19 protein-coding genes, 1 other RNA gene, 5 pseudogenes and 1 riboswitch are annotated in these 23,728 nt (G+C 57.3%); of the genes and pseudogenes, 13 read left to right on the top strand and 12 right to left on the bottom strand.

The annotated features are described in order from the left end of the window. Window positions 1-61: 61 nt before the first annotated feature. The 6 genes and pseudogenes from ML_RS03505 to ML_RS03485 form a co-directional block, all read left to right on the top strand. Window positions 62-1,231 (top strand): annotated as a pseudogene (locus ML_RS03505) (aminotransferase class III-fold pyridoxal phosphate-dependent enzyme); the annotation flags it as partial. An 890-nt stretch (window positions 1,232-2,121) separates the two neighbouring features. Then, complete coding sequence (gene dacB1 / locus ML_RS03500; protein WP_010907878.1) at window positions 2,122-3,357, top strand: D-alanyl-D-alanine carboxypeptidase DacB1; 1,236 nt, start codon at window positions 2,122-2,124, stop codon at window positions 3,355-3,357. Between the two features lie 353 nt (window positions 3,358-3,710). Then, window positions 3,711-3,953, top strand: coding sequence for an MFS transporter (locus ML_RS14225; RefSeq protein ID WP_064430264.1), 243 nt, complete (start codon window positions 3,711-3,713; stop codon window positions 3,951-3,953). A 279-nt stretch (window positions 3,954-4,232) separates the two neighbouring features. Continuing rightward, a complete protein-coding gene (locus ML_RS14220) occupies window positions 4,233-4,397 on the top strand; it encodes an MFS transporter (protein WP_111480989.1) in 165 nt (54 codons plus the stop codon). A 794-nt stretch (window positions 4,398-5,191) separates the two neighbouring features. Beyond that, a complete protein-coding gene (locus tag ML_RS03490; protein WP_111480988.1) occupies window positions 5,192-5,422 on the top strand; it encodes a hypothetical protein in 231 nt (76 codons plus the stop codon). 223 nt (window positions 5,423-5,645) lie between these two features. After that, window positions 5,646-5,813 carry a phosphoheptose isomerase family protein gene (locus ML_RS03485; RefSeq protein WP_156517075.1) on the top strand — a complete coding sequence of 56 codons (168 nt, stop codon included), beginning with the start codon at window positions 5,646-5,648 and terminating at the stop codon, window positions 5,811-5,813. 1,132 nt (window positions 5,814-6,945) lie between these two features. Here ML_RS03485 and ML_RS03480 read toward each other — a convergent pair. Genes ML_RS03480 through trpS form a run of 3 tightly spaced genes read right to left on the bottom strand, consistent with a single transcriptional unit; the run spans window position 6,946 to window position 9,108 of the window. Further along, window positions 6,946-7,101 carry a hypothetical protein gene (locus ML_RS03480; protein WP_156511805.1) on the bottom strand — a complete coding sequence of 52 codons (156 nt, stop codon included), beginning with the start codon at window positions 7,099-7,101 and terminating at the stop codon, window positions 6,946-6,948. A gap of 22 nt (window positions 7,102-7,123) precedes the next feature. Continuing rightward, window positions 7,124-8,065 (bottom strand): inner membrane protein YhjD, encoded by a 942-nt coding sequence (gene yhjD, locus ML_RS03475; RefSeq protein WP_010907877.1) that lies wholly within the window; start codon window positions 8,063-8,065, stop codon window positions 7,124-7,126. Between the two features lie 11 nt (window positions 8,066-8,076). Beyond that, on the bottom strand, window positions 8,077-9,108 hold the full coding sequence (trpS, locus tag ML_RS03470; protein WP_010907876.1) for a tryptophan--tRNA ligase: 1,032 nt from the start codon (window positions 9,106-9,108) through the stop codon (window positions 8,077-8,079). Window positions 9,109-9,221: 113 nt separating this feature from the next. On the opposite strand from trpS, the gene ML_RS03465 reads away from it, so the two are divergent. After that, complete coding sequence (locus ML_RS03465; protein ID WP_172591901.1) at window positions 9,222-10,055, top strand: alpha/beta fold hydrolase; 834 nt, start codon at window positions 9,222-9,224, stop codon at window positions 10,053-10,055. Here the strand turns inward: ML_RS03465 and ML_RS03460 are convergent. After that, window positions 10,052-11,263, bottom strand: a pseudogene (locus tag ML_RS03460) (NADP-dependent isocitrate dehydrogenase). The gene ML_RS03465 and the pseudogene ML_RS03460 overlap by 4 nt on opposite strands. A gap of 149 nt (window positions 11,264-11,412) precedes the next feature. After that, window positions 11,413-11,531: riboswitch (SAM riboswitch) on the top strand. Between the two features lie 157 nt (window positions 11,532-11,688). Between ML_RS03460 and ML_RS03455 the strand changes: the two are divergent. From ML_RS03455 to ML_RS03445, 3 genes and pseudogenes are all read left to right on the top strand, one after another. Beyond that, window positions 11,689-12,965 (top strand): annotated as a pseudogene (locus ML_RS03455) (PLP-dependent transferase). 11 nt (window positions 12,966-12,976) lie between these two features. Further along, window positions 12,977-14,125, top strand: a complete 1,149-nt coding sequence (gene metX, locus ML_RS03450; RefSeq protein WP_010907874.1) for a homoserine O-acetyltransferase MetX — start codon at window positions 12,977-12,979, stop codon at window positions 14,123-14,125. Next, a pseudogene (locus ML_RS03445) lies at window positions 14,122-14,887 on the top strand (class I SAM-dependent methyltransferase). Before metX ends, ML_RS03445 begins: the two are co-directional and overlap by 4 nt. Before the next feature lie 195 nt (window positions 14,888-15,082). Here the strand turns inward: ML_RS03445 and ML_RS18650 are convergent. The 3 genes from ML_RS18650 to ML_RS15235 form a co-directional block, all read right to left on the bottom strand. Then, complete coding sequence (locus tag ML_RS18650; protein ID WP_081439318.1) at window positions 15,083-15,673, bottom strand: DUF222 domain-containing protein; 591 nt, start codon at window positions 15,671-15,673, stop codon at window positions 15,083-15,085. Window positions 15,674-16,861: 1,188 nt separating this feature from the next. Further along, the gene (locus ML_RS15240) at window positions 16,862-17,089 is read right to left on the bottom strand and encodes a hypothetical protein (RefSeq protein ID WP_010907873.1); all 228 of its coding nucleotides are present in this window, start codon (window positions 17,087-17,089) and stop codon (window positions 16,862-16,864) included. Between the two features lie 100 nt (window positions 17,090-17,189). Next, window positions 17,190-17,345, bottom strand: coding sequence for a hypothetical protein (locus tag ML_RS15235; RefSeq protein ID WP_162618211.1), 156 nt, complete (start codon window positions 17,343-17,345; stop codon window positions 17,190-17,192). On the opposite strand from ML_RS15235, the gene ML_RS15230 reads away from it, so the two are divergent. After that, window positions 17,275-17,802: a transposase gene (locus ML_RS15230; protein ID WP_010907872.1), complete on the top strand. Its 528-nt coding sequence runs from the start codon at window positions 17,275-17,277 to the stop codon at window positions 17,800-17,802. The genes ML_RS15235 and ML_RS15230 overlap by 71 nt on opposite strands. A 348-nt stretch (window positions 17,803-18,150) precedes the next feature. Here the strand turns inward: ML_RS15230 and ML_RS18645 are convergent, their stop codons facing one another. Beyond that, the gene (locus tag ML_RS18645; protein ID WP_172591900.1) at window positions 18,151-18,531 is read right to left on the bottom strand and encodes an FAD-binding protein; all 381 of its coding nucleotides are present in this window, start codon (window positions 18,529-18,531) and stop codon (window positions 18,151-18,153) included. Window positions 18,532-19,071: 540 nt separating this feature from the next. On the opposite strand from ML_RS18645, the gene ML_RS03415 reads away from it, so the two are divergent. Beyond that, window positions 19,072-19,419: a DUF732 domain-containing protein gene (locus tag ML_RS03415; RefSeq protein WP_231846713.1), complete on the top strand. Its 348-nt coding sequence runs from the start codon at window positions 19,072-19,074 to the stop codon at window positions 19,417-19,419. On the opposite strand, the gene ML_RS03410 is transcribed toward ML_RS03415, so the two are convergent. Both ML_RS03410 and ML_RS03405 read right to left on the bottom strand, forming a co-directional pair. Further along, complete coding sequence (locus ML_RS03410; RefSeq protein WP_269147089.1) at window positions 19,416-19,715, bottom strand: DUF3017 domain-containing protein; 300 nt, start codon at window positions 19,713-19,715, stop codon at window positions 19,416-19,418. The two genes, ML_RS03415 and ML_RS03410, sit on opposite strands and share 4 nt — an antisense overlap. Beyond that, on the bottom strand, window positions 19,694-20,542 hold the full coding sequence (locus ML_RS03405) for a bifunctional methylenetetrahydrofolate dehydrogenase/methenyltetrahydrofolate cyclohydrolase (protein WP_010907869.1): 849 nt from the start codon (window positions 20,540-20,542) through the stop codon (window positions 19,694-19,696). The genes ML_RS03410 and ML_RS03405 overlap by 22 nt, the downstream gene beginning before the upstream one ends. Before the next feature lie 71 nt (window positions 20,543-20,613). Between ML_RS03405 and ML_RS15225 the strand changes: the two are divergent. Continuing rightward, window positions 20,614-21,460, top strand: a pseudogene (locus ML_RS15225) (oxidoreductase); the annotation flags it as partial. Window positions 21,461-21,810: 350 nt separating this feature from the next. On the opposite strand, the gene ssrA reads toward ML_RS15225, so the two are convergent. Further along, window positions 21,811-22,179: a transfer-messenger RNA gene (gene ssrA / locus ML_RS03390) on the bottom strand. Window positions 22,180-23,245: 1,066 nt separating this feature from the next. Then, complete coding sequence (gene smpB / locus ML_RS03385; protein WP_010907868.1) at window positions 23,246-23,728, bottom strand: SsrA-binding protein SmpB; 483 nt, start codon at window positions 23,726-23,728, stop codon at window positions 23,246-23,248.

The following is a 23,728-nucleotide window of genomic DNA, read 5'->3' as shown; positions in this document are numbered from 1 at the left end:
GGCCACAGCTCCGGTCAGCCGGTAAATGACTGACATAGGATTCAGCCGCAGTTCCTTCTGGCAAGCCAGGACACTGGGGTTCTTTCCACTGTGGGGATACGCCACACCGCTTGCGATCGAATTCGCCGAACATCTAGCCCACTATGCTCTCCGGGCGACTTAAACAGAGTGTTCTTCATCAGCCGGCGGCACCAAAACGGTCGCAACCGCGTAGAAACTTGCCAATCAGTACTTCAGGCTCAACAGCAAACCCGACAAACATAAGGCCATTTCGTGCTCTATCGCCTACCATGCGCCACCCAAGGCGCACTAGCGATTACCGGACTACCATTTTTCAAAGCGCCGTTCGAGCCGGTGACGTTCGGCGGCTTCCGGGGTGTCAACACAAGCCCGAGCTGCTCCATACCCGACATCAAGGCCTTCGTGCAGTGGGCTGCTGACCGGACAACCGAGGTGAATCAAGTTCGAAGGACCCCAGACCGTTGCCGCGATCTTCTTGGAACCGGTGCGGAACGCAGGTGATTCCATTACCACCTCCTCCCTTGGCTATTTTGAGCGGGTCCGCGAGATCTGCGACGAATACGACGTACTACTTGTCTTCAACAAGGTTATCTGTGCGTTCGGCCGGACTGGGTCTATGTTCACCTGTGACGACTTCGGCTACCAGCCCGGCATGATAAAACCCGCGCCACCAGGCTGACGTTGGGCTATTCACTGCTGGGCGCGATAATCGCCAGTGACCGTCGTGTTCAAACTTTTCAACGATGGCAAGACGTTGTTTCCGCACGGCTATACGCTCGGCGATCACCCGATATCGACAGTCGTCGCGCTGGCCAACCTCGACGTCTTCAAGCGCGAGAACCTCAACTAGCCGGTAAAGCAGCACTCACCCGCGTTGTGCGCCACCCTGGAGAAATTGCATGACCTGCCGATCGTAGGCGATGTCCGCGGCGAGGGTTATTTCTTCAGCATAGAACTAGTCAAAGACCAGGCGACCAAGCAGACCTTCTCTGACGAGTAACGCCGAGAGCTGCTGGGTACCGTTTCGTCGGCGCTCTTTGCGGCCGGGCTGTATGGTCACACCGACGACCGCGGCGATTCCGTCATCCAGCTGGCGCCGCCGTTGATCAGTTGATCAGGCCAAGTTGTGGACACCATCGAATCCATCTTCCTGTGCGGCATGCTCACCGAGGCCTGCACGCGGCTGCAGGCGCACGCGATAATCCGATAATCGTTGAAAGCTACGATGTGCCGGTCGACATAAGTCGACATAATCAGCGCCGTGTTCCAGGAGGAGATTTGGGACCCCAACGTGGCACAGCGGTATGACACCCCAGATACCGAGATGGTTTGCACCCGAGGTACAAGAGCCGACAATTGAGTATCTCATCGAGATCGCGTCAGGTGGCCGGGAGTTAAAATTCGCTATAGACACTGGCCGAGTGGCTATCCCGCTAAGCGGGTGTGGTGTGTCCGTCACCGGCATCGCACTTATCCCATGCGATAACCGCCCAGTTCCGCGAAAAGGCCGCTGAAACAAATTCCCGTCGTCGCGGACAACATGACCACCACCGTGGCTGGCAGGCTAATATAGCATTTCCTAATATTCGCCTACAACACAATCTCCAACCCACTTCCCCAAGAAACCGAGCGGGACTTCTGCTTCCACAATGCAACACACTATAACTCGCCCCCAGCGAGCGCTTCGTAATCGAGTTGTTGTGCCAAAGCTACGCACACTCCCGCTCGGACAGCAGGAAGCGATGTTTGATTGCGAGCCCGACTAAATCAACCTGGATACCTAATGACGTCCTAACACCAGAGGTCTGTCTCACATGACTTTCGTTTCGGCAATGGCAAAACAGGCTCACCTGTTGCGCAGTCCGCGCTATGAATCATAGCACCAGCCGAACTTGACCTCATGGCTCAACTCTCCGGATTCCAATTAGTTTAGAGTCGGCACGCGGACTGGTCGGATACCGCGTTTACCGCGAAAGCCCGTTCGCACGTTGTCCGTATATCGCCTGCCAAGGTGAGTTAGCACACTTTGCAACTTCTGTACCATCAATCACAGCGTGGCTTACGCTAACTAGACGCCCGATCGCCTACTCTGCACACACGATGTCTTTTTTACGTTCCACCGCATGCCTGGCAGCAGCAGTTTTCGCGATCGTTGGACCAGTCGCGCTGGACCTGCCTACCGCCGTGCCAGTCGGACATGCCGAACCGAATGCCGGACCCAACGCCGGTCCAGCAACATGCCCATACCAGGTGTCCACTCCACCAGCGGTGGACTCGTCGGAAGTCCCCCAAACCGGTAACCCACCGATGCCGCTGGCAGTGCCGCCCAAACCGGTCGGCGGCGCGGCACTGAACAGCTGCGGAATCGTCACCGCTCCAGACACGCCGCCAGTACCAGGTGACCTCTCCGCCGAGGCGTGGCTGGTGGCGGATCTGAACAGCGGCGCCGTCATCGCTGCCCGCGATCCACACGGCCGACACCGCCCGGCCAGCATCATTAAAGTGCTGTTAGCCATGGCGTCCATCAACACGCTCAACCTTAACAAATCGGTCGCCGGAACTGCCGAGGACGCCGCCGCCGAGGGCACCAAGGTCGGCGTCCACGACGGCGGCACATACACTATCAACCAACTACTGCACGGGTTGTTGATGCAGTCGGGCAATGACGCCGCGCACTCGTTGGCCATGCAGCTCGGCGGTATGCAGCAAGCGCTGCAGAAGATCAACGTGCTGGCCGCCAAACTCGGCGGCCAGGATACTCGGGTAGCAACGCCATCGGGGCTGGACGGGCCGGGCATGAGCACGTCGGCCTACGACATCGGCTTGTTCTACCGGTACGCCTGGCAGAACCCCTCGTTCAGCAACATCGTCGCTACCCGGACCTTCAATTTCCCCGGTCCCGGCGACCATCCCGGCTACCAGCTGGAAAACGACAACCAGTTGCTCTACCAATATCCGGGTGCGTTGGGCGGCAAGACCGGCTACACCGACGACGCTGGCCAAACGTTTGTGGGCGCCGCCAACCGTAATGGTCGACGGCTGATGGCGGTGCTGCTACACGGGACCCGGCAGCCGATTGCGCCGTGGGAACAAGCAGCGCACTTGTTGGACTATGGCTTTAGCACCGCAGTCGGAACCCAGATAGGCACACTGATCGAACCCGACCCCACGGTGGCCGGTAACGCAGATCGGCACGGCCATGGCCTACAAGCCGCCGGAATCATGTCATCAAACGACACGCTTCCGGTACGAATAGGCGTAGCGGTCGTCGGTACGTTGATCGTGTTCGGCTTAATCATGATCACGCGTTCGCTAAACCGCCGGCCACAACACTGAACAGGCCTGAACAATCTGGATTTCATTCACAACATTTTGGTTGTGGTGGCGTCTCTGCCGTGATGAAGACCCTTAACCAGGACGTTTCCCTGGTTCTCGATGTGTCTTACCTTCGAACGCTCCGACCGTGTCCTTGAGTTGCGCAACGACCGGGTGTCGGTCAGCTGATTCGCCCTTAGCAGTACAGACTAATGGTTGGGCTCACCGTTGTCCAGCGTCGACATCATCTAAGACTAGGTCCTTTCCGGCATCTAAGACTAGGTCCTTTCCGGCATCGCCGGCAGCGCTGATGTTCATCACTGATCAATTCGTCCTTACCACAAGGCAACAAAAACTGCTGACGACGATCGACGGTGCTCGGCCAGATCGCCAAAGCGTTCAGCGCCAGCGTACTCACCAATGCAATCGGACGTCAGAAGTCGATAGTGCTGATCCCCGTAGGCTATATGGTCTTCGCACTCCTGGGTGCACGCTCGGTCTCGTCGCCTATGCTATTGGCTGGCCCCACCATCAGCATGACCGTGGTGATCGTACCGGTGTACCTCGGGGAATCCTCACCGGTCGCGGTGCGCGGATCGTGGCTGACCACCTATTAAGTGGCGATCGTCAGCGGTACCATCTCGGCTATCTGACCAATTACCTGCTGGTTGGTACGCACAGTTGGCAATGGATTCTGGGGTTCAACTGTGGTGGCCGCGGCGCTGTTGCTGTCGATAATTGGCGCGCATGCCATGCACTGCGCGCTGGTGCCAACTGAATGTCCGGGTCTTCGACGCCCGCCGGGCGCTGCAGCAAAGTGGAGCTCGAAAACCGCGTCGGACCGAGCTTGCCGAGATCACCCATGTCCTCAGCGAAGACAATGGTAGCGTAGCCCCATGCTGTGGTGGTCGTATCGGTGGGCCACCATTTTCGTGATCACCCTGGGCTTTCTCGCCCAGACTACCGGCATTAAATTGGTCGTCTACTACAGCTCTCAGCTGTTTGCAGCCATGGGCTTTCAGAACAACATCGCTCTGCTGACGTTGCCGGCTCTGGTGTAGTTAGCCGGCGTTGCGGCGGTGTGTACCGTGCTGGTTTTTGGTCGCCTGGAGAGGTCAGCGCCAGATTCTGTTAGCCGGCATCGCAGCCATAAGCACCGACGACGTCGTGTTGATTGCTTTGTTCACCCAAGGATTCAGCGGTGCTAGGCCGTTATAAGAATTCGGCAACGTGCTGTTGTTCAGCATAGACTTTAGCTTCGGGTTCGGCTTGCTAGTGTGAGTGTAAGCTGGCCAAGCATGCCCGACTCTGCTGCAGTCGATGGGGTCAAACGCCATGCTAACTTCCCTTCCAATCTGGTGACCAACGCGATCGTCGCCATAAGCTTACCGACTATACCTCATTCACTAAGTGTCACAGAAGCTTTAGCAGTGTTTAGGCTATTTGCTTCGATTGCTTTCACTGTTGTTTATCGGTACACGCCAGAGACCAAAGTTCGCCAACCCGAGGGGCTCTAACACTTCTGGGAAACGGGCAAGCTCTGGTTTGAAGAAACATCTACTGTCGCTAATAGTCGATTATGACCGCTCCAGGTCAGCGCTGAGATAGACCGGATCTCCTCTTCCGCAAATCGATTCACGTTTTTTATTGCTTGTTGTAGCAGTGACTACGCAGCACAAAAGCCCAATACCTCACCGAAATCATCCCCAGGTTGCCGGCCTGGTGTCCCCGTCAACGACAATAATAACGGGATCCGCACGAAACCGCACAACATGCTCTAACCGGTCTGGCGGCTCACCGGACCTGATGCGATCCGTCGAGATGGCCCGTCAGCTAGGGCACATTGAACCTGACCATGACCAACAACCCGAACTCCGACGTGGCGGCTGCCGCCGAAATCCACGTAAACGTGCTCGCCAGGACGGAGCGTTCGGTTGCAGCAACCAAGTCATACACCGCCGAACTGCTAACATTGTATTTACTGTTCGGTCAGCTAAGTGGTTCCGACGGTGCACACCCGACCCAGCTGCCGAAACTGGGTGAACACATGCTGGCGTACGATGTCGTCCCCTTCGCCCAGCACTAACGGTTCACTCAACGGTTGATCATCACCGGACATGGCTACTCCTATCCTACAGCCTGCGAAACAGCACTCAACCTGATGTAGACGTGCTACCTTTCTTTTCAGGCTTTTTCGAGTGACAACTTGCTGCACAGTGCGCTTGCCACAGTGGACACCCAGGTGACTGGTGTTAGCCATCGTCCTCGAAGGCACCAGCGGCCGAGCAATACTGCCGACGTTGTCTCGCTTGACAGAACGTGGGGCCGACATTTTCGTGATCGGCACTGGCCCCACGCCTGGGCACTTGGCAGGTCGGATCGCGTTGCCCAGCAGGCAACCCGATGAACTGTCGCCGGTGCTGAAAATCTTTCCGTCGCAGAAGCTAGCACTTCACCTGGCTATTGCCCACAGTTAAGAGCCCGATAGTCCGCTCGGGCTGCACAAGGTGACACGGACCCTGTGATCGTGATCAGTGCCGGAACAGTGGCCATCGACGAACAAATCTGCCGACCAAACTGGCTACAGACAGCCGGCTGGCAGATCTTGGCCTGCGGTACCGACACATCTCTTCTGTCTGAAGACAGTATTTTCCCAATTAATTGTAATTAATGGTTTTATCAACGTGAATGTGCACTTCCGCTGCAGATCGTACGTAGACGGAAAACGCCATGGGTGGCTATGAACTCCGAATTTCAACTGCTGCAATATATTACGATGACTCTGGCCAATTTGCTCAACGACATGCCTGCAGAATTCGCCGGCTCGGTATGAGAATTCGTCTAGGCAACGCGCCGGGGCATTGCGGCAAAAATTCACCTGGAGAGAACGTGGTTGAGCACGGCACAGTGCATAGCACACGACAGCACGCAGTTACGTTACCCGGATAACACTGGAAATCTAAGCCATACGCACCACCGGTGCTGAAGCGACCCGTATGGTCACACTGGCACCCGAGCTGCGTGGAAACGATCAACTACGCAGCACTTTCGTGACACAGGTGTTGTTGTCGCCGTGGGACATACGTATGAATCACATACGCAGGCAACCCAAGCCGTCACCCTGAGAGCGACCGTCGGAAACCATCTACGCGATACCGCCACCGCACCAGCGCGCACCCGGACCCGCGCTAGCTTTAATGGCCGACCCGCGCGTCACTGTCGAGTTCATCACCGACGGAACACATGTGCACCCCCAGCGCAGTGCACGCCGTGATTCATGCTGCGGGTCCTAACCGGGTCACCGTGGTATTCGATGCAATCACCGCGTCCAGCTGTGACTACGGAACGTTTCTGCTTGGTGCGGTTTAGATCGAAGTAGTGTCCAATGTGGTTCGCGTTCAGAAAACTTCGCTGTATTGCCAGCAGCACTCCTGCCGTGGATAGGGTAAACCCTTCTGCAGAGTTGTCCAAACCGGCTCAGCATCGGTTCAGGACTTTGATGCGGAGCTGGCCGCCGCAGTTCAGATGACCGCGGCGGCACCAGCCCGGGCTCTCGGATTCGACAGCGTGGACAGCCTTAGGGCAGATCTGTACTTCAATCTTGTTGTACTAGAACATGATTTGCAGATAACGTCCGTCATGGCTCATGGCAACTGGGCAGACAGCCGGCCCGGTCCACACCTGGCCTCCGTCACAGTAACCGGGGATCGGGTGATCAGCGGGATAGTCGGAAAATAACAGCGCAACAACGGCTCCCACGGCCATCGTGGTCAGCGCCTAACGTGTGCTAGGACCCGCTTTCGTCTCTACCCGGGAAAAGATATGACCACGGGAGCTGAACGCTGACAGGCTTCATGCACAACTCCGCTGTCGCTGCCCAGGAGGCTGCGAACAAAACCAAATACGCTGTGAAATAGGAGAACACCATAACACCAAGCACCGGACCAAACACGCTGCCTGCCGGGCTGCGTAGCACTATCTGCAGGTAGATCGACCCCACTTGCTTGAAAAGTTCGAACCCTACGGCAGCTATCAACCCGCCACGCATCGAGGCAACCAAATTGACAGACTTCCGCGGTAACCAGGCAATCATCCAAGTAAACAACAACCAGGACACCAGCGTTGACACCAAGACCGACGCACCCTGAAAAATCACACCGAACACAAAAAAGTGAGTTATTCCAATACATCTCAGTATAGCGGCCATCGGTGCCTGATGGCTCAGCACGGTGAGCGCTAGGGTGGTCAAGAATACCACGAATGTTCCCACCATCGCCAAGAGATCAGACAGTTTGTTGCGTAGCAAGCTCGATGGATCGATATGGTGCTCCCACCACATTTTGGTCAACGCCGCACGGAAATGCGACATCCAGCACAGACCAGCCCACGCCGCGGTAGCCAGGCCAACGACACCGACGGACGCGCGTGCATCGATCGCCCGATTCATCAAGTCGACCAGCTCCTGTCCCAGCTGACTAGATACCGCAGACCGAATGTGGTCATCGATCGTGGTCAATAACTCCGGACGACGAAACAGCACTAATCCCACCACCGAGAAACTTACCATCAACATAGGAAACAGCGCGAAGATAGTGTAGTAGGTGAGACCGGCCGCGAAAAAGCTGCCGTTGCGCTCGTCGAAGCGCTGGTGTGCGCGCACAACATGGTCGAGCCATCTGAACCGGCCCCGCAGCCGATCAATAATCCCCGTGTTGGCCGGTTCCGTCATGGCGATAAGCCTTACCCCCGTTGCGGAAGAAAGCCCAGCCGGTCGTAAACCCGCTGCATCGTCTTGCCAGCCACATCTTGAGCACGCTGCGCTCCGACCGCAAGAACAACCTCCAATTCGGTTAGATCGGCCATCAATTCGTCGACCCGGTCCTTGATCGGGCTGACGAACTCGACCACGGCCTCGGCGGTGTCTTTCTTCAGGTCGCCATAACCGTGCCCAACGTAGCGCTGCACAAGGGTATCGACATCAACCCCGGTGACCGCGGACTGGATGTTCAACAAGTTCGACACACCCGGCTTGACCTCCGGATCATACCGGATCTCCCGTTCACTGTCGGTCACCGCTGCTCGAATTTTCTTGACGGACAACGCCGGATCGTCGAGCAGGTTGATCAACCCAGCATCACTGGACGCCGATTTACTCATTTTCGACGTTGGGTCGGCCAAATCGTAGATCTTGGCAGCCATCTTGGGAATGAACATGTCGGGAACCACAAAGGTGTCCGGGAAGCGGCTATTGAACCGCTGCGCCAAGTCACGCGCAAGCTCCAAGTGCTGCCGCTGATCCTCCCCCACGGGCACCAGATCAGTATCGTAGGCCAACACGTCGGCAGCCTGCAACACAGGATAGGTGAACAGGCCGACGGTGGTGGAGTCGGCACCCTGACGCAGCGCCTTGTCCTTGAACTGTGTCATCCGAGACGCCTGTCCGAAGCCGGTAAAGCAGCCCAGCACCCACGCCAACTGCGTGTGGGCTGGTACATGGCTTTGCACGAAAACGACGGCGCGCCCCGGATCGATGCCCAAGGCCAGGTATTGCGCGGCAGTGACCAGGGTCCGACGCCACAGTGTCTCGGGATCTTGCGCGATGGTTATGGCGTGCAGGTCAACCACACAAAAGAACGCTTCGTATTCGTCCGGATGATCGTACTGCAGCGCAACCCACTGGGTGATGGCACCCAACGCGTTACCGAGGTGAAGCGAATCAGAAGTGGGCTGCACGCCGGAGAAAATCCTGCTGAATCCGGTAGCGGTACTCATAATGCCCCGATCTTTTCACGTGAGCCTTTTCATCCGTGCCGGCCTGCCAACACCAGCGACACCGGCCAGTGGTAGCTTGCGGTACCCGGGGTACCACCTTTAGAGTCGGCAGCATGCGCCAGCCGATTCACCTTGGTTCTGGAGAGCCGGTCCTCCTGCTACACCCGTTCATGATGTCCCAGACGGTGTGGGAGATTGTGGCCCCACAGTTGGCCAACACCGAACGATACGAGGTATTCGCTCCGACGATGGCCGCCCACCACGGTGGACCGTCCGCGAGCAGTTGGATGATGAGCGTTTCGACTCTGGCCGACCATGTTGAGCAGCAACTGGACGAACTGGGCTGGGATACCGCCCACCTGGTCGGCAACTCGCTCGGTGGGTGGGTCGTCTTCGAGCTCGAGCGGCGTGGGCGGGCACGTAGCGTCACCGGTATCGCCCCGGCGGGCGGTTGGACACGCTGGAGCCTGGCTAAGTTCGAAGTGATCGCCAAGTTCGTCGCTGGGATGCCATTGGTGGCGGTGGCCCGCGGGCTCGGTTCGCGGGCGTTATCCCTACCGTTCAGCCACCGGTTAGCCAGCCTGCCGCTGACCGGATCGCCGGCAGGGCTGAGCGAACACCAATTGCGCAACATCGTAGAGGATGCCGGGCACTGCCCAGCTTACTTCCTGCTGCTGATCAAGACGTTGCTACAGCCTGGGCTACGAGAATTGGCGGATATCACTGTGCCCGTTCTGTTGGTGCTCTGTGAGAAGGACCGCGTGCTCCCGCCGCCCAAATACAGCCGTCATTTCACCGACCACCTGCCCGAAAGAACCCAGGTCACCAAGTTCGATGGCATGGGGCACGTTCCGATGTTCGAAGCGCCCGAGGTAATCACCAAGCTCATCACCAACTTCATCAACCAATGCAGCAAGCCGGCCGAGGCCGCTAGCCCAGCGAGTTAGCCGAGCGCCTTCTTCAGATTGTCGGCGATTGAATTGAGAAATTCCTCGCTGTTTTGCCAGTCTTGTTCAGAACCGATTGAGGGAGGCCAAGTTCTTGGTAATCTTCCCCGCTCTCGATCGTGCCGATGACAACACTCTTCCAGCTTCTGGGTGAAGTCAACCACTTCCGAAGTGCCGTCCAGCTTGCCGCGATGCTGCAGTCCGCACGTCCAAGCTAAGATCGAGGTGATCGGATTTGTCGAGGTCGGCTTGATACTGTCGAAAATGCCGGGTGACGGTGTCGTGCACAGCCTCGCCCGCCTTACCGTCAGCCGTCATCAGTCCTAGCGAATCGTAGCTTTGCGCGACGATGTCTGTATTGCATGTCGCCGTCATACTTCTTGCAGACCCACACGTAGCCGCCCACCCACTCGAGGCAGGCTGCTAGCATCTCGTCTATAAGCCAACGCCCGTAGATCAGCCCGGCGGCTTCGAACTCGTCCTTGAATTCCTCGTCTTAGACTGCGACGGAACGTGTCTTTTAACATGCCGTCGCAGACCTTGAAAATGGTATTCTTAGTCAACAGGTACACCAGCCACTTAGCGTTCAAGCCATAAGAAAACGACGTGCACGAAATCGCGGATGGAATCCTTGAAGTTGTAGCGCCTTGCACGACACCACCATCGGAGGGGATCGACACCATACTTGATACTTGTGCACGATCGGCTCGTTGCCTTCGGATGAAGTGAAAGTGATTGAGAAGGAGCCGGACTGGCTAATTTTGAAGTTGATTGTCCGATACTGATCACCAAAAATTTTGGTTTACCATGACAATCTTTTTGGCCCAACTCAAAACCAGTAGCGATACATTAGCGATTACAAGCGGTTCGCGAAAAATATTTCCGATCAAAATATTTCGAATAGTCCCTTTGGGCAACATTCACATCTCCTTCAGATCGCATTCCTGGAAAGGGGCCTCGTCAGGGGTGGCCATGACACACTTAACATCCACACCGTGCTTCTTAATGGCATGGTCGGTGTCGATCGTTATCTGGTCGTCAATGCAATCGCGATGCTCGATGTCCAGTTCGTAATAGTCCAGGTTGATATCCAGATGCAACAGGATCAAACATGTCCTTTGATAAGTTTCCAGACTACGCAGATCATCTCATCACCACCGAGCTTCGACTACCGGGCCTTCGACTTTGATCTTGGGTTCATTGGACATTAGAGTCTAAAACCCTCCGCCCGTGTCAACTATTGCCTGTCAAGCAAGCCCCACTAACAGCCTTGATGGGCTAGTAGGGTCGCTAAACGGCCAGCTAAAGCTGTCAGAGTTGACGTCGGGTCGGGTGGCCACGCGATAGGCTGCAACGCGGTCATGAGCGCCAGCGTCAAGCCCCGACTTGCTGGCCGGCAACCCTCCAACCGCGTTGGAGTGCCCCGGTGATGACCAGGTTGAGTAGCCAGAACCGGCTACGCGGCAAGCGCGAGTCCGCCGTGACGGGCCCTCTTAGCAAACAGGGAAACGTGATATGCGGCTATGTGTATCGCTGCTAGCAACCAGCGTTGGTTGACGTCATTAGCGATGACGTCCTAGCCTGAGTACCCCAATTACACGATTAGCCCACTTCCGAGCAGAAGGCAGCCCAAGTGAGCTCTGAAAAACAGCCCCCGAGCCGAGTCGATCCGCATTGGGCATTCGCAACTAAACAGATTGATGTTAGGCAGAGCCCCGGCTCGGCCACCAACGCCCGTGCGCTGCCAAGCCAACAAACCACCTCCTACACGTTCACCGACACCGCACATGCCGCCGCGCTCGAGGGCGGCGTGGCCACACTGTTCCTTGCATCCGGGCAGGCCACAGAAACATTCGCCACCTTGAACTGGCCGGAGTCGGAGATCACATCGTGTCCAGCCCACGGCTCTACAGCGAAACCTGTAATTTGCTCCACTATATCGCTGGCCAAGATCAGAATCTAGGTCCTCTGCGTAGAGGATCCCGACCATCTGGATTCGTGATAGGCAGCGGTCTAACCGAACGCGAAAGCGTTCTTTGGCAAGATCATCTCCAACCCGCAGATCGACCTGCTGGATACTCCCGATGTCGTCGAGATCCCTCACGCCAACGGGGCTATCGCTGACCGTCGACAACACCATCGTGACGCCCTATCTCATCCAGCTATTCACCCCAGGGCACAAACATCGTGATGCACTCGGCGACCAAATATCTTAAATGGGCCTGGCGCCGCGATCGCCAGAGTGATAGTCGACAGCGGTACCTTGGGTTGGACACAAGACCATTTCCCCAAATTCATCACACCCGATCCCAATTACCATAGGGTGGTGTATCCTGAGCTCAGGACACTGGCGTATACACTCAAGGTGCGCATACAGTTGTTGCGTTACTACAAATCCGTGGCTTTTCACCTTATCAACGCATTCTTGGTGGCCGAAGGTCTCGAGACGCTGAGTCTGCGGGTGAAATGGCACGTCGTGAATGTGCAGCGGATCGTCAAGTTTTTGGCTTACCACCGAAACAACAACCAAGGCGTGGTGTTCGTGAACTATGCGGGACTGCCCAGTTCGCCATGGCATGAACGGGCAAAAAAGCTGGCGCCAAAGGAACCGGAGCTATTCTGTCGTTCGAGCTGGCCGGTTGCACAGAGTCTGGCAAGACGTTTGTGAACGCGCTGAAACTGCACAGTCACGTCGTCTACATCGGCGACGTGCGCTCGCTGGTGATTCATCCGGCTTCAACCACCCCCGACCAGCTGACACCGGAAGAGCAACTGTCCACCGACGTCAGCCTGGGCTTGGTGAGGATCGCCGTAAGCCTCGAAAACATCGACGACATCCTGACCGACCTGATGTTCGGCTTCACGACGACTTGCCAAAGCAATGATCCGCAGGCTATAGCAGCCTTTTGAGGGCTCCTGACATGACAATCTCCAAGGTCCCTACCCAGAAGCTGCCGGCCGAAGGCGAGGTCGGCTTGGTCGACATCGGCTCACTTACCACCGAAAGCGGTGCCGTCATCGACGATGTCTGCATCGCCGTTCAGCGCTGGGGGGAATTGTCGCCCACGCGAGACAACGTAGTGATGGTACTGCATGCACTCACCGGTGACTCGCACATCACCGGGCCCGCCGGACCGGGACATCCCACACCCGGCTGGTGGGACTGGATAGCTGGACCGGGTGCACCAATCGACACCAACCGCTGGTGCGCGATAGCCACCAACGTGCTGGGCGGTTGCCGTGGCTCCACCGGCCCTAGTTCGCTTGCCCGCGACGGAAAGCCTTGGGGTTCAAGATTTCCGCTGATATCTATACGCGACCAGGTAGAGGCAGATATCGCTGCACTGGCCGCCATGGGAATTACAAAGGTTGCCGCCGTCGTTGGAGGATCTATGGGCGGGGCGCGTGCACTGGAATGGATCATCGGCCACCCGGACCAAGTCCGGGCCGGGCTGTTGCTGGCGGTCGGTGTGCGCGCCACCGCCGACCAGATCGGCACCCAAACCACCCAAATCGCAGCCATCAAGACAGACCCGAACTGGCAAGGCGGTGACTACTACGAGACAGGGAGGGCACCAGAGAACGGCTTGACAATTGCCCGCCGCTTCGCCCACCTGACCTACCGCAGCGAGGTCGAGCTCGACACCCGGTTTGCCAACAACAACCAAGGCAATGAGGACCCGGCGACGGGCGGGCGTTACGCAGTGCAGAGTTACCTAGAGCACCAGGGTGACAAGCTATTGGCCCGCTTTGACGCAGGCAGCTACGTGGTCTTGACCGAAACGCTGAACAGCCACGACGTTGGCCGGGGCCGCGGAGGGATCGGTACAGCGCTGCGCGGGTGCCCGGTACCGGTGGTGGTGGGTGGCATTACCTCGGATCGGCTCTACCCACTGCGCTTGCAGCAGGAGCTGGCCGAGATGCTGCCGGGCTGCACCGGGCTGCAGGTTGTAGACTCCACCTACGGGCACGACGGCTTCCTGGTGGAATCCGAGGCCGTCGGCAAATTGATCCGTCAAACCCTCGAATTGGCCGACGTGGGTTCCAAGGAAGACGCGTGTTCGCAATGACCCGCGCTAGTGATGATTTCCAGCAACGGGGTAACAGGACGCAACAAGTCACACTTACGCAACCTAGCCACGACCGCTCCCTGTCGTTCGGCTCCGCGGCTGTTGCCTATGATATTAAGCGAAGACACCCATCTTACCCACCCGAAACGATCGACTGGCTGTGCCGACAGGAGCGTGCAAGGTTCCCGACCTGGGTGCAGACACCGGCAAACTGACCACTCGTCTGGTCGAACACAGCTTGGACGTCGTGGCTGTCGAACCGATTCCCGAGATGCTGGAAGTGCTGCGCACCTCGCTGCCAGACACTCGTGCACAGCTAGGAACTGCGTAAGAGATTCTTTTGGGAGCAACGCTGCTGACGTCGTTCTGGTCGCCCAGGTACAGGACTAGGGCGATCCCACACGAGCCATTCCCGAGGTGGCCCGGGTGCTCCGGCCGAGCGGCCAACTGGGCGTGGTATGGCATGCCCGCGACGGGCGACTACTCTGGGTGAGTGAGCTAAGTCAAACCATCGGACACGACGGCGACCCGGTCTGCAACGAAGTGACCCTGCCGGCACCGTTCACCGATATGGAGTGCTATCAAGTCAAATGGACAAGCTACCTTGCTCCGCAGGCATTGATCAATCTAGTGGCGTCTCATAGCTAGTGCATCTCGACCAGGTACGTGAGCTGCTGGCCACCTATCCCAGCGTTGACGCACTCGGCTGTACTGGCACTTCCCTATGTAACCGTGTGTATTCGAGCGACATTAGCCACCTAGCGCAGGCTAACTCCCCTCGTTGTCTTCGTCACTGTCACCTGCGCATAGGAATTTCGTTATTTAAGAAGGTAGTTAGTTCTGAATTAGCCTCGGTGAAGATGAGACCATGGCATCCACTTCGTGTCACCACTAGCGCGTTTTCGGATGATCCATCCACTGTTTTTGAGTTAGACGGTGTGGAGCCGCAGCCAAAGGTTAAGTTCTTGACCTCGATGGTGCGGAATCTGGCATAGTTGGTTGCATGATGCACCTCGCATTAGTAGCCAAACACTGTGCATCCCGAAATCTATCGGTTACTACCCTTGTCTTACAAAATAATTCGCTGTACCGGCGAAGACACCAGCTTCGTGGGATACAGGACCAGAGCGTTGCGCTTATCGAAAATCTCCAGATAATGCCGGACGTGGCGGACAGCTGGATCACGTCGAACATCAGCAATATGGCGCCCCAACCACTGAGGACCTTGCCGGGGGCGACTTCCAATTCATTCAGCGTCGTGTTGACGATGATGGAAGCCGATAATTCGTTGTGCTGGAACGGCTTACCGGACTCCGGCAGAGCACACAATGCTACCTTGAACCCGTCATTATTGCACTGTCCAGGGCTACGAGTGTAGCGCTCTATCACGTCTTGGCTGGGAACGCCGTCCACACGCACGATGTCATTGGTGAGATTACACATTCCGGGGAAGCCAGTTTGGCCAACACTAGCTTTTACAATGGCGCACAGATCAGGGCTGATCACGCAGCACAGACATGCCGTCGGCTCTTGCTTGCCCCAGGTCAGCCCACGCCGGCGGGACTAATCCTCATCGCTGTACGCGCTACACTAGGTAACATAGGAGTTGAGACAGTCGGCGAGTGTGTCAGCAAATCTAGCCAGCTGCTAGGGCCGAAACTGAGTTCTCTTCTTAGCCAAATCGGCTTCGGCGTGCTCGCGGGTCACCGTATCGACCCAGCCAGATAGCTGGTGACAAAACGGCTGGTCACCATGACCTGGCCGGTGCCGAGTCGTCCAGCGCGTTGAGCTTTGGCGGCGGCCAACTGTGGTGGCGGGAGCGCCGGTGAGCGCACACCGTTCACTGAGGCCGGCGGTATCGCGGATGCGTAAGGATGCTTTCAGTGCGGCTGATCAGCGTCCACTCGGCAAGCGTGTGGGAGATTTTCCGCCGACTTATTCTGGGGTAGCTTGGCGGGCAAAGGAATTGATCAATTATGATACACTAGTGGAAAACGAAGGCACACTCGCTCACAACGCTCCAACAAGGCCAACCATTCTGGGCTGATCAACACACCGAATGCCAGCGCGGCCACACCACCGACAGCAGCATCAAAAGCCACCGTGATCCTCTCCCGATCAACGACCCCGCCACAACGCCATATACTCAAACTAGACCAACCCACTGACATTTTAGGTTTGGTGAGTGCCCACAGACGGCCCAGTCTACCTACTGGAACACAATGGTGATTCCGGGTTTTTAAGTGGTCGTCCTCGGACACGGTCTGAACCGGCTGGTATCTCATCTGGGCTATTCTTGTCGAAAATCGAACTTCCTGGACCCCGACGAAAGGAATGTTTTTAAAGCTGATATTGGGTATCGACATGGCCTGCTGGGCTGCGCACCAAACATCGCTTGTTCGCCCTGATGAGACGATTGCGTGAACCGGACGCAAGTACCTTCACCCAGCCCGCTGAATTTGAAAAGCTCTGAACGCAGATCAGGCTGCGGTGAGCAAAAAGACACCTTGCGGGTGGTGATGGCACCACCCCGCAACGCATATACCCAGATCGCATCATGGTTTCGCCACCGCGACGTTCCCGTATCTCAATAGTGCCAACCACCCAGTCAGCATATCTGCGCACCTAGTACTCCAAATACACCAAAAGACCACCTGGACTCCAAGCTGGAGGCCCAACTACCGCTACTACAGTCAAAGGGATTGACCGAACACACCGGTGAAGGGCCCCGCCGAACTACTGCGACGGATGGTCAAGACCCGCACCTCGATCGTCAAGCGCCGTAACGCCGTCCTCCAACGCCTCGACGCCCAGTTCGAGCTGCTCGGGCCAGGGCTGGTACGACGCCGCTGGGATCCAGCTATAGTAAGGCCACACTGGCGCTGCTGGCCCGCTACCCGACCCCCACAGCCTGATCCTGTCTCGGGCATGCGGCCCCAGTCTGACCCGTTTTTGGTCCGTCACTCCCCGGGACGCCTGGCACGAACATCACGCCACCATTCTGCTGACTTCCGCTCAAGAACCACTGCAGTTGTGGGGATCTGGTGCTGAAATCCGGATCGACTTAGCCAAACTGACCGTCGACATCACCGCCGAGACTGAACAAGCCCAGATGCTCGCCGAGCATAACGAGGATTTCGCCGAAAACTGTGCCAATTTCTACTCCGAGACCAACCCGGCCGGAAATCATCGCATCCACCCCCGGCGTCAGACCTGTCACCTACGCTGTCATCGCCGGCCCATACCGGTTTCACTCCTTGGCCGCTATCTGGGCCTTATCCCCAAACTTAAGCCAGTCCGGACAAGCCGAACATCAACACGAGCTCACCAATGTCGGTGACCCCTTGCTACAGGAAACTCTCTTCACCGCCGCCGATCAAACTCGCAAGACCGAACAGCAACTGGCGGGAAAATACAAGCTACTCATAACCACCGAGCGCCACCACGACTCGGCTATCTGCCAAATCGCCATCATCCTGTTCATCCGCATAGCAACATGCTGGCGCACCGACCAACACAACATCTTCCGCATCGTCCGCATGCACTACACTGTCGACAAGAAGACCCGAATCAACGCCACCGCCAAGCGCCACTCACGGTGCCAGAAAGGTAGGACGGACCGGGAACAACAGAAGTCGCCAAGCACTTCAATTCACCAAACCGTCACCCCAGCATAAGATCCACCAGAGTCACTTGACTTCACTTAGTAACTAAAAACCCAACACCGAAAAGGTTGCACCGCAAGGTGTGCATGCATTAAGCAATTGCTTAACCACGGGCGCCTTGCCACTGTTGTACTGGTCGTATCACTGCAGTACAGTGGACCCACCGACGTCAGGGGAAAACTGAATCTTCCAGTGCCACATCAGGCGACTGCACCGCCCAGCAAGTCGACGAGCACCGACGCCGACCCGGCCGCCACAGGCCACCGCCCAAGCACGGTGGCGATGGAACGGTCCGCACTGCTACTCACCGCGGTGATCACATCCGAACCAGCAACAAAACCGCGAAAAGATAGCCTCGAGCTACCACTGGTTAATACACCACAAGGTCCGTAGGCTAAGTGTCTTGCGCTGAATTGCGCTGGACTGCAACCTAGCTGAATGTCTGATCGCATGACGCACGCCAACCCGGCCAGCGCCTGGTGGAACCACATACAGATGTAGTATCCATGTTACCGGGACATTGCCGCTGCCGCTATCAAAGTTCGCCGCAGCGGGCAGCCCGCGCAGGTAAAGCACCCTGATACCCGAGGCGGTCGACGCCCCAGTATACAAATGCCCACCACCACTCGGGGCGATCTTGAGCTTGTTCGCCGTCGCGGACGCAACCGCCTTCTGGACATCCGTCTGCAATGAGACCCTGACAACGGCCGCTGGATTAGAGCCTTTGTTATATTCATTCAAAACTTGCTTGCCCAGGGTAAACGCAGTGCCGCTGGTTGAAAGCAGAAGTATGCCTCCGATAGAGGGACTAAAGGACCCTAACCGACAGCCGGGTCCTCCATAACTCGCGCAGTGCCAAACACAGCTCCAGTCGTCAATACGCCGACGGCGCCGCGAAGAAACGCCTGCCGTGACATTCCAGATTCAGCGCACGGACCCGACTCGTCGTCATGGGCCGGACTCTTAGCCAACGCACACATAAGAAAACCGTTGTCGTGGCACGTGTCCAGATCACCGTGCGGCTTCGATCCGCCTTAAACACACTGCACCGCTCGCGATCTACTAACCGATACCCCTAGCTCACTGCGGGACAGTGAGTATAGTGCGCAAAACTTTATCTCCATGTGCTGCAAATGTGACTGCTATAGATCAATGTTCCTAAGGTTGATGTTGAGTGCCCTAAAGGCACTCCAAAGACTGGGGGCTGTCATGAACTCGCTGGCGAGAATTGACCACTGGATTTGGCTATTTCGCTGTCAGCCATTGACCATTCGGCTGCTGGTGGCGACCGCTGCCCTCTTCACCGCGGCAACAGCGTTTGAAGTACCAGCTGAGGCAGATGCGATCGACGATACCTTCATCAAAGCACTGAATCACGCCGGCGTCAACTTTGGCGAACCAAGAAGCGCGATGACAATGGGCCATTACGTCTGCCCAATACTCGCCAAATCGGGAGGCAATTTCGCCGCTGCCGTACAGCGCATTCGGGGAAACAGCGACATGTCCCCACAGATGGCCGAAACCTTCGCCAAGATCGCAATTTCGATATACTGCCCCACGATGATGGCCAACGTAGCCAGCGGCAACCTACCCAGTCTGCCACCAGGCCCGGGTATACCGGGAATCTAGCCGGTGCCTAGCGGGTCGATGGTCGACGCGATGTAGACCATCGCCATACCGACTAACGCCGTTGTAACCAAGTCGATGACCTTGCCGCGCACCATCAACAGGCCAGCCCGCTCATCGGATAACACCAGTCGCAGCACTGTTGCTACCCCGACACCGATACCGATTAGTAGCGCACCACGACGCCAAAAATTTGCCCCCACCAGCACGAACGCTCCAGCGAAGATCATCCCAACCAGCAGAATCGGCCATTGCGACCGCAACGCTGCACGCACGTTTACTGCCGTCCCTCGGCCAATTCGACAACGTTGGTCAGCAGAAACACCCGGGTAAGCGGACCAACGCCACCAGGATTCGGTGAGACGTGACCGGCGACTTCCCAGACATCCGGATGCACGTCGCCGACGAGCCTAGTCTCGACCCGGCTGACACCGACGTCGACCACCACAGCTCCGGGACGCACCATATCCGCGGTCAGCAGATGTGGAACACCGACGGCGGCTACAATGATGTCAGCCTGCTTGGTTAGCGCTGCCAGATTGCGCGTTCCTGTGTGGCACAAAGTCACCGTGGCGTTCTCGGAACGGCGTGTCAGCAGCAGCCCCAACGGGCGACCAACCGTAACACCGCGCCCGATGATGACGACGTGTGTTCCGGCGATCTCGACGCCGTAACGCCGTAGCAGGTGCAAAATGCCACGCGCGGTACACGGCAGCGGCGCCGGGGTGGACAGCACTAGCCGGCCGAGGTTCGTCGGGTGCAGGCCGTCGGCATCCTTGGCCGGGTCGACACGCTCCAGCGCCGTGTTCTCGTCCAGGTACTTGGGTAACGGCAACTGCACGATATAGCCGGTGCAGTCGGGGTTGGCATTCAGTTCCTCGATGGTGTCATGCAGCACGGCCGTTGTGATGTCGACGGGCAAGTCGCGGCGAATCGATGTGATGCCCACCTTCGCACAGTCGGCGTGCTTGCCACGAACATAGGCATGTGATCCGGGGTCGTCACCGACCAGGATGGTACCCAGTCCGGGCGTGCGACCGGATTCGGTTAATGCGGCCACGCGTTGCTTGAGGTCGATCAGGATCTCGTCTCGGGTGGCCTTGCCGTCCAGCGTGATTGCACCCACGTCTGACAGTCTGACATAGCCTACCGGCGTCAGTATGCTTAAGACCCGCTGCAGGCGGTTAGGCTCCAGATATGGCCAACACAACGGACGTGTTCAGCCGAGCGCAGCTCGATCCGTTCACGTTACGTAACCTTGTCATCAAGGCCGCAACATTCGAGGCGCGCACGCCAGATGCACTGGTGACCGATAACCTGATCAAATATCATCAGCAACCAGCGGGGTGGGCATAACCACCGTCACGTATTGCGCACTTTCCCTTGGTGGCCACACCAACGGCAATCAGATCTGGATGTGTTGGAGGCAGTAACCGGGTTATGTCGGCTGACCCAGGCGATCCACGCGTAGGGCGCGGCGGTGAACACACAGATCAGCTACGCGGGTCCGGTAACTGATGCCGGCTCCAACAAGGCCACTGCCCTGGTGCCAGTGCAGTTCTTCAATCCAATCGGGATGCGAATCGCCGATAAATGGTCCGACCCACTGAGCGGTGTCCCGCTGGCCTTCATTCACAAGACCCGCGATGATATCCACGATGTGCTGTGGCCTACGCCGACACCACCCGCCTGGCCGTCAACACCGGTTTCGACGCTGTCGAAATCCACGTGGGCCATAACTATTCTAGCAAATGCATTTCTGTCTCCGATGACCAACCGTCAAGATAGCGAGTTCGGCAGGTCGCTGCAGAACTGGGCTAAAGTCGCGTTTGGGTTGATGTTGGCGGCACGTCGGGCTGTCAAGCAACAGATCGCGGTGACCGATAGCTCAATATGGTCGACGGCGTGCGTGGCAGAATCGCCACCGACGAAACGCTCACCACCGCCAAATGGCTGTAGGACGATGACGGGCTGGACGCGATCAAATCCACCTCGGGCAGCTCGTCGGTGAACCTGACGTATTTTGTTCCACGGCGACGCGCCAGCTAATTAAAGAATACGCTGACGGTTTTCCGCAAGAAAACATAAGGACACGATATCGCATGTGACGAACTGGAAGCCACGGAACTCTACACGTGGGCATCCACGGCAGACCATAACATTGCCTGCCTAGCGTATATAACCAATATGACAGCCGTCGATGGAGCGGATTTCGAGAAGGGCAACCGACAAGAGTGTTACGTTTCACTCGTGGTTGCTTACGCCATTGCCCACCGCAACACTTGGCCGTCTTTAGCAACCCAGTAACACATCACCTGCATTCGCCCATGGAGGGTACCGCCGTGAATCGGATCGATATCGATCGATCGCGGGTATCCCGAACTAGCCATTATTCGGTGGAGCTGCCGGGAATCGAACCCGGGTCCTACGGCATTTCCCTCAAGGCTTCTCCGTGCGTAGTTCGCTATGCCTCTACTCGGATCTCCTGATCACGCGAACTAGCCAGGATGACGATCCCAGTCGCGGTTGGTGTCCCGACGAGTCCCGCGACCGAACCCATCGGTAGATCCCTCTAGCTGATGCCAGGCTCCGGGACGAGGGCGTTCCCGGTCTGACAGACTAGCCATCGCTTAGGCAGCGAGAGCATAGTCGCGCTGATATGAATCGGCGCTTATATTGCTGCAACGACGCTTACGGTGGTCTCTTGCCTGCACCGGCACGCTTCCCTTGATTCGATGCGCGAAGTCGAAACCTTTCAGCCCCTCGCGTCCCCGCCGACTTTCGACAGGATTATATACAATGATACGCTGCTATCAACGAACGGCAATGGAATTACCGTCCCGACATCCAGAAAGCCAGGATGGGCTGATCTCGCTAGTGAGCGAGTTTGGCGGGCGTCGAAAGATGTGCTACGTAGTTATTTTGCGCTGGCGTAGATCTCGGTGTTAACCCTCATACAGGGAGCCAATCGAGGCAGATCACGAAATTCAGCCGGTCGACAATGTGGAACTGCCAGGGGGCCTCCTTATATCCATCTAGTTCAACGTCATAGCTTGGCACGAGGAGCACATCGAGCCGACCGTCAGCAAGCCTGGTAAACTGCAGTACGTCCAGCTAGACAGCCGCCATAGGCTGCAACCTGACCAAGTCGTCTACCAGATTAGCGCAACTATCGACACTGACCCGGATACGACCCGGAGGGTGACCTGAACGCCCACTGTCGGGTAGCCTGGGCCACTTTGCCAACAACAAATCCCATAGTGGCCACGGTTTCATCGAGAGACAGTCGCGATGCGGACCTACCAAGCTCCTCGTCGGACGACAGGTTCGCCAATACCTCACGGCTGTCTTGCTCATACACCCAGCGGTCGAAGACTCGTATTCACATGAACCGCCCGTAACTCTAACCATACCTGCCGGGGTCGGGGTCGGTGCGTTCCACTTGTCATCGGTCATACTCAACAGCGCCGTGCGGCAAGCTCGAGTCACCGCGCGGTAGCCGCTTGCCGACGCTGGTCCCGGATTCACCCTGTAGCGGCGCACCCAGCATTCGTTTATCGCTCCGGTGCCATTGCGCACATGCTCAAGCAACTTGACATTGATGTCCAGGTGGGGCTATGTCCTGCAGAAATTACTCAGTGGCAATGATGCATGCTACGACAGTCTGCAGGCAGCGGCGTCGATGCGCGTGCCAAACTATCCTGGGGCCACCCTTGTAGTAGCGCGTCGATTGGTAGTCCCACGCAGTGAACCGACCCGGACAACACGTCGGGTGTCAAGTTGGGGGGTGAAACAGACGACCATAGGTCGGATATTAGGCCGATCTCGCTCAGAGCATGCCCTTGGCACGGCGACCGAGTTCACGGATTACTTCGCGCTGAGCATCGCGACGCGCCATGTCCTGGCGCTTGTCGTGCAGTTTCTTGCCGCGCGCCAGCGCAAGCTCGACCTTGACCTTGCCCTCGGCAAAATACAACGATAACGGCACTAGCGCGAGGTTGCCGTCACGGATCTTGCCAACCAGGGTGTCGATCTGGCGGCGGTGCAGCAGCAGCTTGCGGTTACGGCGAGGATCGTGATTGGTCCAGCTACCATGCTGATACTCCGGGATGTGCATGTTTCGCAACCACACTTCACCGCTGTCGACGGTTGCGAACGCGTCGGCCAGCGACGCATGCCCCTCCCGCAGACTTTTCACCTCGGTGCCAAGCAACGCCACCCCAGCCTCAAACAATTCAATGATTGCGTAATCGTGCCGAGCCTTGCGATTGGTGGCCACAATCTGCTTGCCGCCACGAGGGTTTCTGGCCAC

The organism is Mycobacterium leprae TN, assembly GCF_000195855.1.
In the GTDB taxonomy this organism is placed as follows: Bacteria; Actinomycetota; Actinomycetes; order Mycobacteriales; family Mycobacteriaceae; genus Mycobacterium; species Mycobacterium leprae.
The sequence above is the reverse complement of the archived record's forward strand: the minus strand, read 5'-3'. Positions and strand labels throughout refer to the sequence as shown.

Coding starts and splice junctions, on each gene's coding strand:
- metX (WP_010907874.1), top strand. CDS start 12,977: ATGACAATCTCCAAGGTCCCTACCCAGAAGCTGCCGGCCGAAGGCGAG.
- ML_RS14220 (WP_111480989.1), top strand. CDS start 4,233: ATGCTGTGGTGGTCGTATCGGTGGGCCACCATTTTCGTGATCACCCTG.
- ML_RS03465 (WP_172591901.1), top strand. CDS start 9,222: ATGCGCCAGCCGATTCACCTTGGTTCTGGAGAGCCGGTCCTCCTGCTA.
- yhjD (WP_010907877.1), bottom strand. CDS start 8,065: ATGACGGAACCGGCCAACACGGGGATTATTGATCGGCTGCGGGGCCGG.
- ML_RS03480 (WP_156511805.1), bottom strand. CDS start 7,101: ATGGCCGTGGGAGCCGTTGTTGCGCTGTTATTTTCCGACTATCCCGCT.
- ML_RS03490 (WP_111480988.1), top strand. CDS start 5,192: ATGACCAACAACCCGAACTCCGACGTGGCGGCTGCCGCCGAAATCCAC.
- trpS (WP_010907876.1), bottom strand. CDS start 9,108: ATGAGTACCGCTACCGGATTCAGCAGGATTTTCTCCGGCGTGCAGCCC.
- dacB1 (WP_010907878.1), top strand. CDS start 2,122: ATGTCTTTTTTACGTTCCACCGCATGCCTGGCAGCAGCAGTTTTCGCG.